We start from the raw sequence: 16,918 nt of genomic DNA, 5'->3' as shown, positions 1-16,918 counted from the left end.
GCACTCTCCTCCCCAGCAGGCACCGACACCGAAGGAGACGGCTCCCCAACCGGCGGAGAGGACTCCACCGGAGGCGTTTCCCCCACCACCGGAGGAGTGCTCTCCTCCTCAGCAGGCACCGACACCGAAGGAGACGGCTCCTCAACCGGCGGGGAGGACTCCGCTGGAGGACTCTCCTCAACTGGCGGCGTCGTCGGCGGTATGTCCGTTTCACACGAACTGGTGGTGAAGACATTGTTGTGGAGAGTGACCGAGCCGTTCCGGGCCAAGGTTCGGCCGTCCACAGTCGTTCCGGTGTTTGCAGTGATAGACGTCAAGGCCATGATCGTACCCACGAAGGTCGTGCTGGTATCCAAGGTCGCAGAGCTTCCGACTTTCCAGAAGACATTGCAGCTCTGCGCGCCCCCCTGTAATGCGACCGTGCTTCCGGGAGCTGTGATCAGCGTAGAGCCGACTTGGAAGATGAACACCGCATTCGGGTCACCCTGAGCGTCGAGAGTCAACGTCCCAGTGATTCCGAGTGCATCGGAAGCTGTATAGACACCAGGAGAAAGGGTGACCCCACCGATATCTGCGGAGACACTGGCATCGGAGGCCTGACCGGCCGCGTCGTCGTAGGCAATGGTCAGATCCGATTGCGCTTGAAGAGCCACCCCGTTCGTCTGATGAGTTGTTCCCCATACTGTCCCGGGCGGGAACCCGGTGATCGAGCTGCCCGGGCTTACTCCGAGGTCGCGATCCAGAACACTGGGACCAGTGTTGGTGACGGACTCGCCACTGAGCACTGAGAATGACTCGGCCGTACCGAGGTCAACAGAAGTGCCTATCGAATAGGCTGGCTGCGAGCTAAGCAGAAAGGTAGCTCCGACCGCCAGAGAAAATGCAATACCTGCGGCTTTAACTCTCCGTAAGGGCGAGAATATCGTTGGGCGGGAACGCTTGGATGTTCGGCTTCTCATGGAAGCCTCCTTAGGCTCTCCGTGTCGCGGAGGCGAAATCACAAAGTGTGAATATCATCACCCTACAGTGATATACCCCGTTTACCTAGAAGAATTGGGCCTGAAATTAATTTAGTTTTTAATTCAACCTTGTAGGTGCTGCGGCTCACCTCTGCGACATGTCGCAGACGAGGGCCGTTCGGGGCGGCAGACCACCGGCTTCCTGGGTAATGGATAGCGGCTTCGCGTTTATTGGCGCAGATGAGGGGCTCAATCACTCGTCCGGCACTTCGTGCCATGGCAAGTTTCGATCGCCTCGGGAAATCCCGCAAGCGGGATTCCGCTCGGCTCACTCACTCATAGACGTGCGGGGCGAGGATGCCGACGCAGTCGAGGTTGCGGTACTTCTCGGCGAAGTCCAGGCCGTAGCCGACCACGAACTTATTGGGGATGTCGAAGCCGACGTACTTCACCTCGATCTGCACCTTGGCCGCCTCCGGCTTGCGCAGCAGAGTGCAAATCTCCACCGAGGCCGGGCCGCGGGACTCCAGGTTGGCCTTGAGCCAGCTCAGGGTCAGTCCCGAGTCGATGATGTCTTCGACGATCAACACATGGCGGTTCATCAGATCAGCATCGAGGTCCTTCAAGATCCGCACCACTCCGGAGGACTTGGTGCCGGAGCCGTAGGAGGAGACCGCCATCCAGTCCATGCTGATATGCGATGTCAGCGCCCGGGACAGATCTGCCATGACCATCACCGCGCCTTTGAGGACCCCGACGATCAGCACGTCTTTGTCCGCGTAGTCGCGGTCGATCTCGGCGGCGAGCTCGCCGATGCGAGCCTGAATCTGGTCAGCGGTGTAGAGAACTTCTTCGAGATCGTCTTTGACGTCCTGGGAATCCATCAGCTCCGCAGTACTCCTTGGTCTCAGCCACGCCCGTGTCAAGCAACAAGCGGTTCTCACCCCGATGGCGGAACGATCACCAGTTTTCCATAGTCCGGCGTCCGGCGCGCACCACGGTGAACACTGATATGTCCCTCCATCTGAACCGGACCGGCCGACCGGCTTCCCGTGATCAGCTTCTCTGCCGCGCAGACCCGTTCGAAGCTGGGGTTCGCGCCCCCGGCGGCGGCCACAGCCAGAGCGATGATCCGCCGTCTGATGGCAGGCGGTTCGGCCCGCAGGGGCTTGAGCTTCAGACGCAGAGCGCCGGTGTGGTCGGGGTCCTCCAGCAGCGCAGGGAAGACTTCTTTGGCCTGGGTCTCCAGATAGTCGGCGTCGGCGGCGGCGATCTCGGCGGTGCGGACCAGGGAGTCACGGATGGCACCGGAGAGTTCGCGTTCCAGGTAGGGAAGCACCTCGGTACGGATCTTCGAGCGCAGATGCTGCGGGTCGGAGTTCGCCGGATCCTCCCACCAGCTGAGTCCGTGGTGGTCACAGATGGCCTCGGTCTCGTCCCGGGTCAGCCCCAGCAGGGGTCTGCGGAACGGGCCGCGGGCCGGGGGGATTCCGGCCAGGGACCGTGTCCCGGAACCGCGGGCCAGCCCCAGCAGCACCTGTTCAGCCTGATCATCCTTGGTGTGGGCCAGCAGGATGCGGCTGGCACCGAGGTCGGTCATCGCCGTGCGTAACGCCTGGTAGCGGCCCGCCCGGGCAGCGCCCTCAGGCCCTAGCGGCGAGTGCGGGTCCACCTGTGCCGGATAGATCCGCACCGGGTCCAGCCCCAACTCCTTCAGCTGCTGCACTGCCCGCCCGGAGACCTCTACTGAATCAGGGTGGAGATGATGGTCCACCACCACCGCACCCACACGGGCCTCTGCCAGCGGGCCGGTGCTGCGCTGATGCTGCCAGGACGCCGCCGCGGCCAGGGCCAGTGAGTCCGCGCCCCCGGAGCAGGCCACCAGCGTCAGCCCTGCCGGGTCGAGCATCTGCCCGACGACTTTGCGGGCGGCATGCAGGGCAGCCGGTGCTCGGCTGTCCCGCCGGCGGGGAAACCCCGCTCGGCTCTCGGCGAGCTCATGCTCGCCTTCACCTCCTGAAGTCGTCGCTACGCTCCTCACAGCTGCACAACTCTCACCTGTGCAGACCCATCCGGTCGATCCAGGCCTCGGGATCGTGGAGCTCCTCCTCGGTGGGCAGGTGGTCCGGGGAGTCCCAGACCGTGTTGAACTGCTCCATGCCGATGGCCCCCACAATGTGTCCCACGAACTTCTGTCCGTCGCGGTACTGGGCGGCCTTGGCGTCCAGTTGCAGAAGCTTCCGCACCAGCTTTTCCAGCGGGGAACGGTTCTTGCCGCGCTCTTCGAACCGGCGCCGGATGGTCTTGACCGTCGGCACGATCGAGGAGTCCACTGCGTCCATGACCACATTGGCATGCCCCTCCAGCAGACTCATGACCGCGGTCAGGTGGGACATAATGGCTCGGTCCTCCGGCGACTGAATGGCAGACAGCAGCCGGCGGCGCGGATCGGGCGACCCGGATTCTTCCGCTGGCCCCGCCGCTTTGCGTTCTTTCAGCTCGCCCCGGAGCTCTTTGGCCGCCTGGACCAGCCGCTGCGGCATGGTGTCAGCCTGGCCCATGGTGGAGGTGGAGAGTTCGGTGATCTTGGACTTCAGGTGTTCGCCCAGCCATGGTGCGGCCGCGAACTGTACTCGGTGAGTCTGTTCATGCAGACAGACCCAGAGCCTGAAATCGTCCCGGTCCACGTTGAGCTGACCGGCGATGTCCACAATGTTCGGCGCCACCAGCAGCAACCGGCCTTTGGGGGCCTCGGCGGAAGAGTGGAAAGGATCGAACTGACCCAGCACATTGGCGGAGAGGAAGGCCAGAATCCCCCCGAGCTCGGCCCCGGTGGCGGCGGAGCCGAAGACCTGTGCGGTGGAGCCTTCTTTGAGCAGCTCAGGCTTCTGCTGCGCTGCCGCCTCAAGGGCCGGCGCCAGCAGTTCGCGGAAGCTCGTGGTGTTGGCAGCCGACCACCCCGGCCGGTCAACCACCAGCATATCGCTGAGGTTCTCACCCAGGCCCTTGGCCGCCTCCAATCCAGTGATCTCATGGACGTGACCCACGGACTCGGCAGCGGCCCGGCGCAGGTCAGCCACCTCCTGGGCCGCCTCGCCGCGCTTCAGCGAAGGCCCGGGCGGAACCAGACGCGCAGCAGTGGAGCGGGCCACATCCCAGTTGATGATGATGTCTGCGGGAATCGTCATGGGTCCATCACACCACAGGAGACTGGCAACTGCTTGAGCATGGAGACTGATACGGAGATCACAGGGCGGAGGGAAGATCCGTCTTGGAGAAGTCCTCGCCCTTGAACAGCAGCCGACCGCCGGTCTGCTTGGTCAGTGCATAGGAATAGCAGTCACCGAGGTTCAGCGCGGCCTCGTGCCGCCCTTTGCCGAACCGTCTCCAGCCAGCATGTGCTGCGCCCGCCTGCTGGTCATCAAACGGCTCGACGCGTATCTGCAGATCGTGCAGGAGCCGGTTGAGATCGGCCAAGGCTTCAACCGTTGTCCTGCGCTCCAGTACTATTCGGGTCTCGACCAGAGTGGCTGCACTGACGGCCAGATCACCGGCGTTGCGCGCAAGTTCCCGGAGGTACAGCTCAGCGTCCTCCTCCCCCAAGAGGACCGCAGTGAGGGCTGAGGTGTCAACGACGACAGTCATGCCGGGAGTCCATCTTCGTCATATCCGATGATCTCCTCCGGTGTGCGGTCATCAAGCACCGGCCGGGCCCTAGCTCTGGTGATGAACTCCATCAGGTCCTGGCCACGGTCCTTAGCCCCAGCCTGTGCCCTGATGCGCACCAGTCGCTCTTCGATGGCTCGCCTGGCAGCGACGGTGATACTCTCGCCAGCCTCCTCCGCCAGCTCACGAGCCAGTCGGTCGGTCTCGGCGTCCTTGATGTTCAGTGCCATACATCCACCATCGAGGGAAGAAAGGAAGATGTCAAGGAAGAACATCCTGCCGCATAGACTCGTTCACTATGGAAATGCTGGCTGGCCCCTGGACCGAGGATCCGGAGTTCGTGAAGCTCTACGATGTGGAGAACCAAGGTCTGTGGGACATCGACTTCTACTGTGACCTGGTGGTCAGGCTAGGTGCCGAACGCGTCCTGGACATCGGCTGCGGAACCGGAGTCTTCGCCGTCGAACTGGCCCGCCGCGGCATCCAGGTCACCGGTGCGGATCCGGCCGCCGCCATGATCGACGTGGCCCGCCACCGGGTACAGGAGGCCGGGGTGGGGCACGCCGTCTCCCTGATTCAGGGCACCGCGGGTGAGGTGCCGGCGTCGTCGTTCTCCGCGGCGATCATGATGGGACATGTGGCCCAGTACTTCCTGTCCCGCGCCGACTGGGACCAGGCGCTTGCCGAGACGTTCGCGGCACTGGCACCTGGCGGTCATCTGGCGTTCGAGTCGCGCAACCCGCAGGGCATGGACGCCGACGCCTGGGACGAGCAGTCCACCCGGGAGACCCAGCCGCACCCTGACGGCGGCGAGTTCACCAGCTGGCTGGAGGTGGTGGGGATGGAGCACGACGACGCCGACGGACCGCTGATCACCGCACGCGGGCACAACATCTTTCCCGACGGGCGGCATATCACCGCCGATGAGCCGCTGCGCTACCGTCCGCTGCCGGTGCTGCGCGCCTCCCTGGAGCAGGCCGGTTTCGAGGTGCAGCAGGTCTGGGGCGACTGGGACCGCTCGCCGGTGAAGCCGGGTTCCCCCGAGCTGATCCTGCTGGCCCACAAACCTCGCTGAGGCCCTTTCGGACCTGCCTGTGCCATCTTCGCTGCGGCACCGGCAAAGGCTGAGCCTATGCCTACCCCGCCGCTGGGACCGCCTGCCATCAGGTTTCTTGCTACCTTTGGACCATGCCATGGTTCGCCACCATCGCCATCGTCGCGATCATCGTCTTCGGGATCACCCAGATCATCAGCATGGCCACCGGGCGGCCGCTGCCGAAAGGGGCCAACAGCGACGAGGTCGAGGAGCTCAAGAGGCGCATCGCCGAACTTGAGGCGGCTGAGAAGCCCCAGCAGCTCGAGGATGAGCCGCACATCCCCACCAAAGCCGAAGAGAACATGGCCGCAGAAGACCGCTGGCGCCTGGACATGCTCGAAGCCCGGCTCGAAGAGCTGGAGCAGAAGCGGAAGAACAACGACGACGGCACCCAGCCGGAATGAACGATCGTCCCGTCGGGGTGAACTTGGCTGCTCCAGGGGCCCCGACCCAGACTCCCTAATAATTTGCTTGCATTGCATTTGCAAACTATGGCAAAGTGGGGTGCATGAGAACATCACCGCATGCACTGACCATCATCACCGCTGCAGCCGCCACGCTCTTGGCCAGCAGTTGCGCAAATCCGTTCGGAAACCCGGAGACCGAACCCTCTGCGACCGCCTCCAGCACCGCCGCGCCTGACTCCGGCACGGAGGAGGCACCCACCGACGCAGCCTCTGATGCGGCCGCCGAAGAGACTGCAGCAGAGTTGGCCGTTCCCCACAGCTGGCTCGCCGCGACCTCCGAGGAGTGGCCCAGCACCGAAGGCTTCGCCTCCTACAACGCCGTCTCCACGCAGGACGACCAATGCCATCTGCTCAACGAAGTGCCCGACTTCCTGGGGCATGCGGCGGACATCACCCGTGCGGCATGGGGCGGCTTTGGCCAGAGCCCGGACAATCCGGAGGCCTACCGGCACATCTGCCAGTTCCACTCCCCGGACAACTACGCCGGCACGATCGCGCTGATACAGGGCTCCACACCGGATGAGATCCAGGAGTTCATCGATGACTTCCTCGACCAGCCAGACATCCCCGAGCAGGACAACGACGTGATGAGTCTCGAGGTCGACGGCGTCGAGATGCATGCCCTCCAGCGCTGGTACCCCACCAACCCGAGCCCCCACGGCGAGTTCCAGGCCATCTTTCATGATTCAGAGGCAGACGCCGTGGCGTACTTGGAGGTCAACTCGCTCTACGATGACGACTTCGACAACTACTCCCATGAGCTGATCGCCGAGGACCTCATCAGTATCCTGCGCAGCACCGGCGACTGAGCATCGGTAGACTCTCTGGGGTGACCGGTACCGACTCTCCTGGCCCCGCGGCCTCCGCTGCGCACCTGCCGCCGACTGTCTCCGATGTCTTCGATCCGCACCAGTGGCGTGTGGTCGAGGGCTTCGACTTCACCGACATCACCTATCACCGCCGGGTGGAGCGCGGCCAGGACGGTGCCGTGGTGCGGGACCTCCCCGCGGTCCGGGTCGCCTTCGACCGCCCGGAGGTGCGCAACGCCTTCCGCCCGCACACCGTCGACGAGCTCTACCGCGCGCTGGATCATGCCCGCATGACCTCTGATGTGGGCGCGGTGCTGCTGACTGGCAACGGCCCCTCTCCCAAAGATGGCGGGCATTCCTTCTGCTCCGGCGGCGATCAGCGCATCCGCGGCCGCGACGGCTACCGCTATGCCGAGGGGGATACCGCGGAGACTGTAGACCCGGCGCGGGCCGGGCGGCTGCATATCCTGGAGGTTCAGCGGCTGATCCGCACGATGCCCAAAGTGGTTGTCGCCGTAGTCAACGGCTGGGCCGCCGGCGGCGGTCACTCGCTGCATGTGGTGTGCGATCTGACCATCGCGTCGAAGCAGCACGGCAGGTTCAAGCAGACCGATGCCACCGTGGGCTCCTTCGACGCCGGCTACGGCTCCGCACTGCTGGCACGCCAGATCGGCCAGAAGAAGGCCCGGGAGATCTTTTTCCTGGCCCGTGAGCACAGTGCGGAAGACATGGTGACCGCCGGTGCTGTCAACGAGGCCGTTGACCACGAACGGCTTGAAGAGGTGGCCCTGGAATACGCCGCGGACATCGCCGGACAGTCCCCGCAGGCAGTGCGGATGCTGAAGTTCGCCTTCAACGCCGCCGACGACGGACTGGCCGGCCAGCAGGTCTTCGCCGGAGAGGCCACCCGCATGGGATACATGACCGATGAGGCCGTGGAGGGCCGCGACGCCTTCCTGGGCAAGCGCGACCCCGACTGGTCAGCCTTCCCGTACTACTACTGAGGGAACATGTCGACCCAGGTCAGCAGTTTATGGCTCCTCCACTGGGCACAAAAGTGCCGTAAAGGAATCAGGCATCTGCTGGGGCTTCCGTGCCTGGAGATGTAATGCATGATCCTTCACGAAGCCTCCTGTTAGCCGGCTGCGGCGAGGACACCATAGTTCTGGACTCGGACGATGTCGGTGTGGACTTTTATTTTTCCCCGATGAGGGCAGCACCATTGGTGACGGCGCAGTGACCTTCGACCTCACCTGCTGAAAGCGAGTCTCAACTTTTCCTGGAGTTTTACTGACACTGAGCTGTACGCCACGTAGAGTAAATGGCGTTATGGGGCTGTTAGGACGCGGTGGACACATTCAGACGTGTGCCAGGAAGGCGGGTTGGAAATGCGTGCAATGACCACCGCCGAGGGTGAAACTGAGCGACAGAACTGCAGGATCAACATTCTGGGACCGATCACCGCCGGAGTCGGGGATGACTTGGTGGAGGTTCGCGGTCAGCGCCGGCAGGCTGTCCTGGTGGCCCTGGCATTGGCTGCGGGGCAAACTGTGACACGTGAGCGTCTTCTGGCTTCTGTCTGGGGCGAGGACTGCCCGCCGACCGCAACCACATCACTGCGCGTGCTTATCTCCCAGTTGCGCAAAGTAGTGGGGGAAGAGTTGCTGGAGACAGCAGAAAACGGGTACCGGCTGGCGGTGACACCGGCGGAGGTGGACGCCCTGGTGTTCCGTCAGCTTGCTGATCACGGCAGGGAGATGTTGCATCAGCGCCGTTACCCGGCAGCCTACGAAACGCTCCAGAGCACGATGGAGCTCTGGCACGAACCGCAGTGGCCAGACCATGGCGCCTTGTGGGAGGAGAGCTCCAGCTTGGCGAACACCAAAGAGGAAGTTGAGCTCCTGCTGGCCGAAGCGCGGCTACTCGCCGAAGGGCTCCCTCCGGACATCGCCACGCTGGAAGAGCTGACGCAGAGGTACCCCTACCGCGAACGTGCATGGGAACTGCTGATGACGGCTCTCTATTGGGCAGGCCGTCAAGCTGAGGCACTGGGGGCCTTCCAGAGGGCAAAGACCGTACTGCGCGAAGAGCTGGGCCTGGATCCCGGCCCATCACTGGTCGATGTTGAAACCGCCATCCTCAACCAGGACCCTAGACTCGACCCGCCATCGCCGGCAACGGTCAACCTGCCCCGGTACGCCACTGAGTTCATCGGTCGTCATGACCAGGTCGCAGAGCTCACGGATCTGGCAGTTCATCGCCGACTAGTGACGGTAGTGGGGCTCGGCGGGGCCGGAAAGACCAGATTGGCAGTGGAGGCCGCCGGGGCAGCTGCTGAGGATTTCCCCGACGGCGTGGTGTGTGTAGAACTAGGCCCAGTCGCGGACGCTGACCTAGTACCTCGGCAAATCGGGCAAGCGGTCGGAACCGTTGCTGAAACTGTCGACGGAATCGTCACGCACCTCGGCAGCGCTCGGATGCTGATCGTACTCGACAATGCCGAACACCTTGCCGCCGCAGTGGCCGAGACAGCTAATGCGCTGATCACCGAGTGCCCAAACCTCACGGTTCTGGTCACAAGCCGCACACCATTGCAGCTGCAAGCTGAGGTGGTGTGGCCGATTCCGCTCCTGGCGGTGCCAGAAAATGACACGGTCGAAGAATGTCAACGTAGCGACGCCGTACAGCTCTTCCTAGCCCGGGCACAGACAGTTGCATCAGGTTTTCACCTTGACCAGGACAACGCCGCCCCTATTGCAGACGCGTGCCGGCTCTTAGCCGGGCACCCGCTGGGCATCGAGCTGGCAGCGGCCCGGTGCGGAGCGCTCTCATCGAGTGACATCGCCAAGCGTCTGCGCACTGGTGGAGCCATGGAAGGGGCAGAGCACGATCGGCCGGAGCGGCACCGTTCCGTTGATGTGGCACTGAACTGGACCACCGAAGCGCTGACAACTGCGCAGAGGGCGCTGCTCCGCAGACTTGCAGTGTTCCAGGGCGCCTTTGATCTGCGCGGGGTGGAGAGCGTGTGCCTGGTTTCCCCTGTCACTGAGAGTAATCTGGTGGATTGCCTCGATGGGTTGGCCAAGAGCTCTCTGATGCAGGTCGACAGGGAAAGTGACAGATGCTGGTACCGCCTGCTGACTCCCGTGCACGGGATGGCGCAGCAGATGTTGGAGAAATCGGGGGAGGCCCCTATGGCGCGAACCCGGCACAGAGAAGCGATGCGTTCCCTGGTACAGGACGCCGGAGACGGCAGCCACCAGGCAGAGGCACCTCAGTTGTTCGCCCGGGTTGATGCGTATGCCAACGACGTTCGTGCGGTTCTGGACCAGGCAGGATGCGAGGATCCCGCCGCAGCTGCTGAGATGTGCGTCCAGCTGAGACAGTATTGGACCTCGCGGCGCAGCCATCATGAGGTGCTGCGCCGGATCGAGTCCCTGCTTGAGCACAGAGGCGCCATCTCTGATGAGCTGCTGGCCAGCTTGTACGAGACGGCTTCGTGGTTCCACCTGGACAATGGCAGTGGAGTCTCGTCGGTCAAAGAGGCAGCTCTGAAATGCCTCCAGCTGCGTGAACGGATCGGCGATGCAGCGGGTGTGGCGACCGCAAAGTTGCTGCTGGGCGCAGGAGTCTCCCATGGCGGAGACCATGAACGTGCCTACTGCCTCTTCAACGAAGCGCAGTCCACTCTTGAACATCTGGGGCATGATTCCGGAATGCTGCGAGCAGGTATCAATGCCGGAATCGCGGCCCAAAAGCTGGGTAGACTCGACGACGCGGATACGCATCTGCAAGTGGCATTGAGCGCCGCCCACCGTACCGGTGCCCGCGCCTTGGAAGCACTGGTGCTGGAGCGCCGGTCCTACTTGGCCGCCGAGCGTGATGACGCCGCCGCGGCAGACGCGCTGGTTCGTGCAGCACACCAGATCAGAGTGGAGCTGAATGACCCGCTAGAACTGTCCCGAAGCTACTGGAGCCTCGGGATCAGTGCGCTGGTGTCGAAGGACCCTACCACGGCGACCCGGAACATGCTTGAGTCCATGAGACTGGCCCAGGAGCACAGGTTAACTGACGCGTGGTGGATTCCGGGCCTCATTGAGCTGGCTGCAGTGCTCATGATGGACCAGGGCAGTCTGCTGGCCGCTACACGCCTGCTGGGGGCGGCCGAGTCCCTGCGAAGCCGCTCCGGTCTGGGTCCGAATCAGCAAACTGTCCCCGGCCTCGATGAGGCGCGGCGCTCGTTGGAGGAGACTCTCGGCGCTGATACGTTCGGCTCGGAATTAAGTCTGGGCGCAGCACAGACCGGTCCGGTCGCCCTGCGCCGCGCCCAAGAAGGATTCGCCCACGTCTCAGTCTGACTCTTCCCCTGTGTCAGTCTCATCATCGTCATCTTCTGTAGGTGCCCCATCGAATTCAGCTACGGTGAACTCCCACTGTCCAGTCGCTGAGCCGCCCCGAGTGCGCTCGTGAACGACCACATAGTCGCCCGCGAGTTCGGCGTCAATGGTGAACCCGGTCTGGATCTCAGTCTGGGTGTCTCCCCCAGAGACGCATCGTTCGGAGACACCCTCATCGAGCACGCTGTCACCATTGGGCTGGGTCAGGGTCCACCCGCCGTTGCCCCGGGAACTGCAGGTCTGGTGATCACCCTCATTCTGGACCGTGTATTCCAGATATAGGTGGGCCCGCCCATTGTCCAGTGGAGACAGATCCGGACCTCCCCACCGGATTTCTGCATACGTAATAGTCACCAGGTCATCGACATCCTCTTCCTGGAGCTGCTGTTCAACACCCTCCAGGTCTGGGATCTCTACGGGAACCCGAGTGACGGTCTCCCCGCTCGGCCCCAGGGCAATCTGAGCTGCGCTGCGACCTGAGGTGCCGATCAGCAGCACCGCATGGTCGGCGTCGAAGCCAGCAACCTGTCCGGGATCGATGATCATTTCCACCTGGCCGCTGTTCGACGCTTCGGCCGGCACCATCCCTCCGGTATCCGCGAATGATCCCTGGCCCGGCACCGTGTAAGTGTCTTCTCCGTCTGGCCAGCGCAGTTCGTAGTTCAACGCCACAGGGCGGTCGGAACTAGTCGTGTTGGTGAAGCGCATATCCGCTTCCACCACGAGACTGCCGTCTTCCTGTGGCGACAGCCTGACCGCTTCCACAGTGTGGTCCACCCCGGCCTGGTGTCCGGTGATCCCCAGTTCACGCTCTTCGGCCTCAGCATGGGTCTCCGCCGACCCTTCCTCCGAGGCGGCGTCAGAGTCTCCCTGCCCTGAGGCGATCTCGTCAGTCGCCTCATCTGCGGAAGACTCAACAGCTTCGCCAAGTTCCTCTAGGGATTCGGATACCTCCTGAAACTGGCCGCATGCGCTCAGCAGTAGGACAGTGCCCAAGCCGACTGACACAGCGGCGGAAACCTTGATGCTCTCCATGTGTTCCTTCTCCCTCTTCTCGATGAGTGCGCAGCGGCCGGCACTCGGCCGCAACACTGACCATGCTGACCGTTCACCTGTAAAGGCTCCGTAAAGCAACGCATTACGCCGGCTTTACGGACCCCCACTTACGGTCATCCTGTACACCTCGAGAAAGGACTTAGGAATCATGGACTTCACTTATGGCAGAACAATGAAACTGCTGCTCCGCACCCTGCCCTTCTTGGTCTTCCGGTTGCTGGTTTATGTCGGCATCGCCCTGGGCTGGATCATCATCACCGCTGTCGGAGCGGGTATCGGTGCGATGGTCGGTGCTGTGGGCGGATCTACCGCGGCCGGCGCCACGGTGGGCGGGCTGATGGCCTTTGTCGCATGCCTCGGAATCCTGGCATTCCTCCGCCGCTACCTGCTCTACATGGTTAAGTCTGCGCACATCGCAGTGCTGGTTGAAGCGATAGACGGCCGAGCTCTGCCGGCTGGCCAAGGCCAAGTCGCGTACGGGCAGCAAGCGGTGAAGCAACGCTTTGTGGAGATGTCAGTTCTCTTCGGCGTCGACTCTGTGATCAAGGGCATCCTCAGAGCGTTCAATCGTCTGGTGGTCCGAGTGGCGAACTTCCTGCCGATTCCCGGGGCCGCCAAAGTCGCAAAAATTGGCAACGCGGTGATCAACAGTTCACTCACCTACGTTGATGAGACCATCCTGGGGCACAATCTCCGGGTACGCTCCACCAACCCGTGGGAGACCAGCCGCCAGGGACTGATCCTGTACGCGCAGAACTACTCACAGTTCCTGAAGAACGCAGTCAAACTCACCCTCGGGGTGTGGGGGCTAACTCTGCTGATCTTCCTTGTGCTGCTGATGCCCGTCGCTCTGGTGGTGTGGCTGTTGCCAGTCACCGGAGGACTGGTGCCGCTGCTTCTCACCCTCAGCCTGACATGGGCGGTGAAGCTCGCCGTCGTTGAGCCCTTCGCGGTCACTGCCATGCTGCAGGTCTGGGCCAAGGTTACCGAGGGCCAAGTGCCCAACCCTGAGTGGGAAGGGAAACTGCAACAGGCCAGCAGGAAGTTCGGAGAAATGGGCGCCAAGGCCCGCAGTTGGGAACACAGAAAGCACGACGACGACGCCCCCCAGGCAGCAGGAGGCACACTGTGATCCTCCCGCCCAGTCACCGGCAGTGAACCTCTCTCTCCCAATGGGGGTTGATGTATTCTCTTCACCCAGGATGTGAGAATCTGACATCCTCATGACACCAAAAGGCCAGACCCGCAGTACTATCGAGCGCCACTCCTTGTGTCTCCACTGCGCCGCGCAATGGAAAAATGGAGTGTGGACGGCTCCTTCGTGGTGAGTGCTTATTGCTTCATCAGGGATCCTGAGCACGTCCTACTTCCACGCTTCCAGGTTTATCCAGCCGGCCGGCACGCGGTGACCGGGCAGAAGTCACTGGGCCACCCCAGGGCAACGACTAGGCTAAACACCTATGCACACCTCTGGCACAACACTGATGACCGGACCCGGACCGCTGCCGTGGGCCTTGCCTAGGACTCGCTGGTTACTGGGTGCATACTGGGCACAAAAGGGTCCAAAGAAGCCCTGCCCAACCAACACCACAAACATTCCGGAGAAGCACAAGGTGAGGCCAGAAAAGCATGACCACAACCACAAACTATGCCAACAGTGCCTAGATGAACGCCCAGAGTTCTCCTACCACTGAGGGCGGCGTCGTCGTGCCTATGTCTGATTTCTGGATTCCCAAGGCGCTGGAGGCGCTCGACGCCGCCCGGTCAGGCCAGTGCCCCCCGCTGGAGTTCCTGCCCATGGAGAATGGCCGTGCTCCCCGCTGGACCGAGCGGGCCGATGCGCTCAGCCCCGGATCACCGGCGCAAAGTCTGCACCTCCGCCCCGCCCCGAAAGTGCACACATCGCATCGGCGGTCCGGGCCTGCTGTGGTGGTGCGCACCTCCGGGTCCACCGGTGTCCCGAAGCAGACCCTGCTGCCGTGGGAGGCGCTAGAGGCTTCTGCGGAGATGACCGCCGACGCTCTGGGCGGGCACGGCCAGTGGCTGCTGACCCTGCAGCCCAGCTATGTCGCTGGCCTGGCGGTGCTGACCCGCAGCCTGGTGGCGAACAGTGAACCGATCCCTCTGCTGGAGGGCACCACAAATGCCCGACTCTTCACCGAGGCCGCGGAACGTCTTACCGGCGAGCGCCGCTACGTCTCGCTGGTGCCTACCCAGTTGCAGAAGCTGCTGGACTGGGTCCCGTCGTCGGTTCCACCAGATGGGACACATGACCGTCCCGCTGAGAACATCGCCACCAGTGGTGAGGCCGCCAGCTCCGCCGCATCGGAAGACGGCCTCACCCCGCACACCCCCGCTGAAGATCGGGGTATCGGAGAACGGCTGCTCGCTGCATTGCGCCGGTTCGACGCCATCCTCTTAGGCGGCGGCCCCACCCACCCGGTGCTCTTCGACCGGGCCCGGCAGCTGGGGCTCAGTGTGATCCGCACCTACGGGATGGCGGAGACATGCGGCGGCTGCGTCTATGACGGCCACCCCCTGCCGGATGTCTCCATCACCGTCGGCGCCCACGGCCGGGTGGTCATCTCCGGGCCGATGGTCGCCCTCGGTTACTTGGACGACCCTGAGCTGAGTGCCGAGAAGTTCGGCACCGACCCTGCCACTGGACACCGCCGCTTCCGCACCGATGACCTCGGTGAGCTGAAGACCGTGACCACCTCCGAGGTGGACAGCATCGCTCAGGTGACCGGGGCCGGGTACTCCGCGCAGATCGTGCCTGCGCTTTCGGTCACAGGTCGAGCTGATGATGTGATCATCACCGGCGGGGTCAAGGTCTCCGCACAGCAGGTCCGCCAGGCCCTGGAAGCCCACCCCAGCGTCCGGGAGGCCTATGTGGCCGGGGTCGAGGACGCCGAATGGGGACAGAAGGTGACAGCCGCCGTCGTGCTGGCGGGCGCCTCCCGGGAGGGGAATGCCTTCGACGAGATTGACCAGGCTGTCAGGGAGCAGCTCGGCGCCCCGGCCGTGCCGAAGCACTACGAGCTGCTGGGCTCACTGCCGCTGCTGCCCAACGGCAAGCCCGACCGCCAGGCTCTCCTGGACCTGCTCACCTTCGGCGGCCCTTGATGACGACATCTCGGGCCGAATTCGGCCACTTTTGTGGTCACATGGGGTCACCGAACGGACTGTGGTCAGGAAGGAGAGGGGATGGCCTCGTTAGGTGAGTGGATAGCCGGCACCCGGCCGCGGACCCTGCCCATGGCGGTCTGCCCGGTGCTGATCGGCGCTGCCGCGGGCCTCGGCGAATTCGGCCGGTCCAGCTGGTATGCCTATGCTCCGCTCTCGGACACCACCTACGCCCCGGGCTCCTACCCCGTGCTGCCGCTGGTGAGCGTGACGCTGCTGGCCCTGGTGGTCGCCCTGGCCCTGCAGGTCGGGGTCAACTACGCCAATGACTACTCCGACGGCGTGCGAGGCACCGACGACGTGCGGGTGGGTCCGATGCGGCTGACCGCCTCAGGTGCCGCGACACCACCGCAGGTCAAGACTGCGGCATTCGCCAGTTTCACCGTGGCCGGGCTGGCCGGACTGGTGATCGTGGTGATGATCAGCGCCTGGTGGCTGATCGCAGTCGGCCTGGTGTGCATCCTTGCTGCCTGGTGGTACACCGGGGGGTCTAGACCGTATGGATATCTGGGACTCGGTGAGGTGATGGTCTTCCTCTTCTTCGGCCTGGTGGCCACCCTGGGCACAGCTTTCGCCATCACCGAGGTCGGACGAGGCTATGGCATCGGCGTGGACTTCCCCGCGGTCACCGGGCTCATCGGCGCGGTCTCCCACGGGCTGATCGCCTCAGCCCTGCTGATGGCCAATAACGTCCGCGACATTCCCACGGACCGCGAGGTGGGCAAGAACACCTTGGCTGTGCGGCTGGGACAGACCCGAGCACGCTGGGCCTACTGCTTCATGGTCGCCGTCGCCATCGCCATCCCGGTCAGCCTGAGCCTGACCGGCTACGGCCCGTGGTTCTGGCTGGTGGTCACCTCATGGCCCTTCGCGATCCGGCCCATGGTCACGATGTGGCCCTGGCGGACGGTCCGGCCGAAAGGCCCTGCACTGATCCCGGTGCTCCAGCAGACCGGTACTCTGGGACTGGCTTTCGCGGCAAGCTACTCGGCGGCCCTGCTGCTGGCGGGATAGTTCAGGCCTGCGCCTCGCCGTTGGTGGTCCGGCTCATGACGCGCCAGCAGCAGAGCGAAGACTGCGCCGATGACCGGTACCAGGACACACAGCAGCAGCATACCTGCCTTCGCAGCGGCGGTGTGCTCCGAGCGAAGCACCGCGATCACCGCACCGATGATCAGCCCCAGGATCAGCAGTCCCACCACCGCACCGAGGCCCTCTCCCCCGGTGGGCACGAGGGGATTGGTTTCTGCGCCCTCAGCGAGATGCATGATCTCAGCACACC

General features: G+C 63.6%; 16 protein-coding genes. 8 read left to right on the top strand and 8 right to left on the bottom strand.

Going from position 1 to position 16,918, the window contains the following annotated elements; translation table 11 throughout:
- The 6 genes from DVO78_RS02735 to DVO78_RS02710 form a co-directional block, all read right to left on the bottom strand.
- Positions 1–959 (bottom strand): ice-binding family protein (locus DVO78_RS02735; RefSeq protein ID WP_202912065.1); only part of this gene is annotated, 959 nt, incomplete at its 3' end.
- A gap of 332 nt (positions 960–1,291) precedes the next feature.
- Positions 1,292–1,843, bottom strand: coding sequence for a hypoxanthine phosphoribosyltransferase (gene hpt / locus DVO78_RS02730; RefSeq protein ID WP_120003275.1), 552 nt, complete (start codon positions 1,841–1,843; stop codon positions 1,292–1,294).
- 56 nt (positions 1,844–1,899) lie between these two features.
- The gene (tilS, locus tag DVO78_RS02725) at positions 1,900–3,000 is read right to left on the bottom strand and encodes a tRNA lysidine(34) synthetase TilS (protein ID WP_238385109.1); all 1,101 of its coding nucleotides are present in this window, start codon (positions 2,998–3,000) and stop codon (positions 1,900–1,902) included.
- 13 nt (positions 3,001–3,013) lie between these two features.
- Complete coding sequence (locus tag DVO78_RS02720) at positions 3,014–4,147, bottom strand: zinc-dependent metalloprotease (protein WP_120003274.1); 1,134 nt, start codon at positions 4,145–4,147, stop codon at positions 3,014–3,016.
- Positions 4,148–4,205: 58 nt separating this feature from the next.
- Entirely contained in the window at positions 4,206–4,604 is a 399-nt protein-coding gene (locus DVO78_RS02715; RefSeq protein WP_120003273.1) for a type II toxin-antitoxin system VapC family toxin, read from the bottom strand.
- Positions 4,601–4,855, bottom strand: a complete 255-nt coding sequence (locus DVO78_RS02710; RefSeq protein ID WP_120003272.1) for a type II toxin-antitoxin system VapB family antitoxin — start codon at positions 4,853–4,855, stop codon at positions 4,601–4,603. Before DVO78_RS02710 ends, DVO78_RS02715 begins: the two co-directional genes overlap by 4 nt.
- 68 nt (positions 4,856–4,923) lie before the next feature.
- Here DVO78_RS02710 and DVO78_RS02705 point away from each other — a divergent pair, with 68 nt between their 5' ends.
- From DVO78_RS02705 to DVO78_RS02685, 5 genes are all read left to right on the top strand, one after another.
- Positions 4,924–5,700: a class I SAM-dependent methyltransferase gene (locus tag DVO78_RS02705; RefSeq protein ID WP_120003271.1), complete on the top strand. Its 777-nt coding sequence runs from the start codon at positions 4,924–4,926 to the stop codon at positions 5,698–5,700.
- Between the two features lie 113 nt (positions 5,701–5,813).
- Positions 5,814–6,125 (top strand): hypothetical protein, encoded by a 312-nt coding sequence (locus tag DVO78_RS02700; RefSeq protein ID WP_120003270.1) that lies wholly within the window; start codon positions 5,814–5,816, stop codon positions 6,123–6,125.
- A 104-nt stretch (positions 6,126–6,229) separates the two neighbouring features.
- Entirely contained in the window at positions 6,230–6,997 is a 768-nt protein-coding gene (locus DVO78_RS02695; protein ID WP_120003269.1) for a hypothetical protein, read from the top strand.
- Positions 6,998–7,017: 20 nt separating this feature from the next.
- On the top strand, positions 7,018–8,001 hold the full coding sequence (locus DVO78_RS02690; protein WP_202912064.1) for a 1,4-dihydroxy-2-naphthoyl-CoA synthase: 984 nt from the start codon (positions 7,018–7,020) through the stop codon (positions 7,999–8,001).
- A 384-nt stretch (positions 8,002–8,385) separates the two neighbouring features.
- Positions 8,386–11,355: an AfsR/SARP family transcriptional regulator gene (locus DVO78_RS02685; RefSeq protein WP_120003268.1), complete on the top strand. Its 2,970-nt coding sequence runs from the start codon at positions 8,386–8,388 to the stop codon at positions 11,353–11,355.
- Here the strand turns inward: DVO78_RS02685 and DVO78_RS02680 are convergent.
- On the bottom strand, positions 11,347–12,429 hold the full coding sequence (locus DVO78_RS02680) for a hypothetical protein (protein WP_120003267.1): 1,083 nt from the start codon (positions 12,427–12,429) through the stop codon (positions 11,347–11,349). The two genes, DVO78_RS02685 and DVO78_RS02680, sit on opposite strands and share 9 nt — an antisense overlap.
- 169 nt (positions 12,430–12,598) lie before the next feature.
- Between DVO78_RS02680 and DVO78_RS02675 the strand changes: the two genes are divergently transcribed.
- The 3 genes from DVO78_RS02675 (at position 12,599) to DVO78_RS02665 (ending at position 16,650) form a co-directional block, all read left to right on the top strand.
- Entirely contained in the window at positions 12,599–13,582 is a 984-nt protein-coding gene (locus tag DVO78_RS02675; protein WP_120003266.1) for a hypothetical protein, read from the top strand.
- A gap of 533 nt (positions 13,583–14,115) precedes the next feature.
- Positions 14,116–15,576, top strand: a complete 1,461-nt coding sequence (locus DVO78_RS02670; protein ID WP_120003265.1) for an AMP-binding enzyme — start codon at positions 14,116–14,118, stop codon at positions 15,574–15,576.
- Between the two features lie 81 nt (positions 15,577–15,657).
- A complete protein-coding gene (locus DVO78_RS02665; RefSeq protein WP_120003264.1) occupies positions 15,658–16,650 on the top strand; it encodes a 1,4-dihydroxy-2-naphthoate polyprenyltransferase in 993 nt (330 codons plus the stop codon).
- On the opposite strand, the gene DVO78_RS02660 is transcribed toward DVO78_RS02665, so the two are convergent.
- On the bottom strand, positions 16,620–16,904 hold the full coding sequence (locus DVO78_RS02660; protein WP_120003263.1) for a PLD nuclease N-terminal domain-containing protein: 285 nt from the start codon (positions 16,902–16,904) through the stop codon (positions 16,620–16,622). The two genes, DVO78_RS02665 and DVO78_RS02660, sit on opposite strands and share 31 nt — an antisense overlap.
- Positions 16,905–16,918 lie beyond the last annotated feature (14 nt).

This window comes from Nesterenkonia muleiensis, assembly GCF_003600155.1.
GTDB lineage: Bacteria > Actinomycetota > Actinomycetes > Actinomycetales > Micrococcaceae > Nesterenkonia > Nesterenkonia muleiensis.
This window is presented reverse-complemented; position numbering and strand designations above follow the sequence as displayed.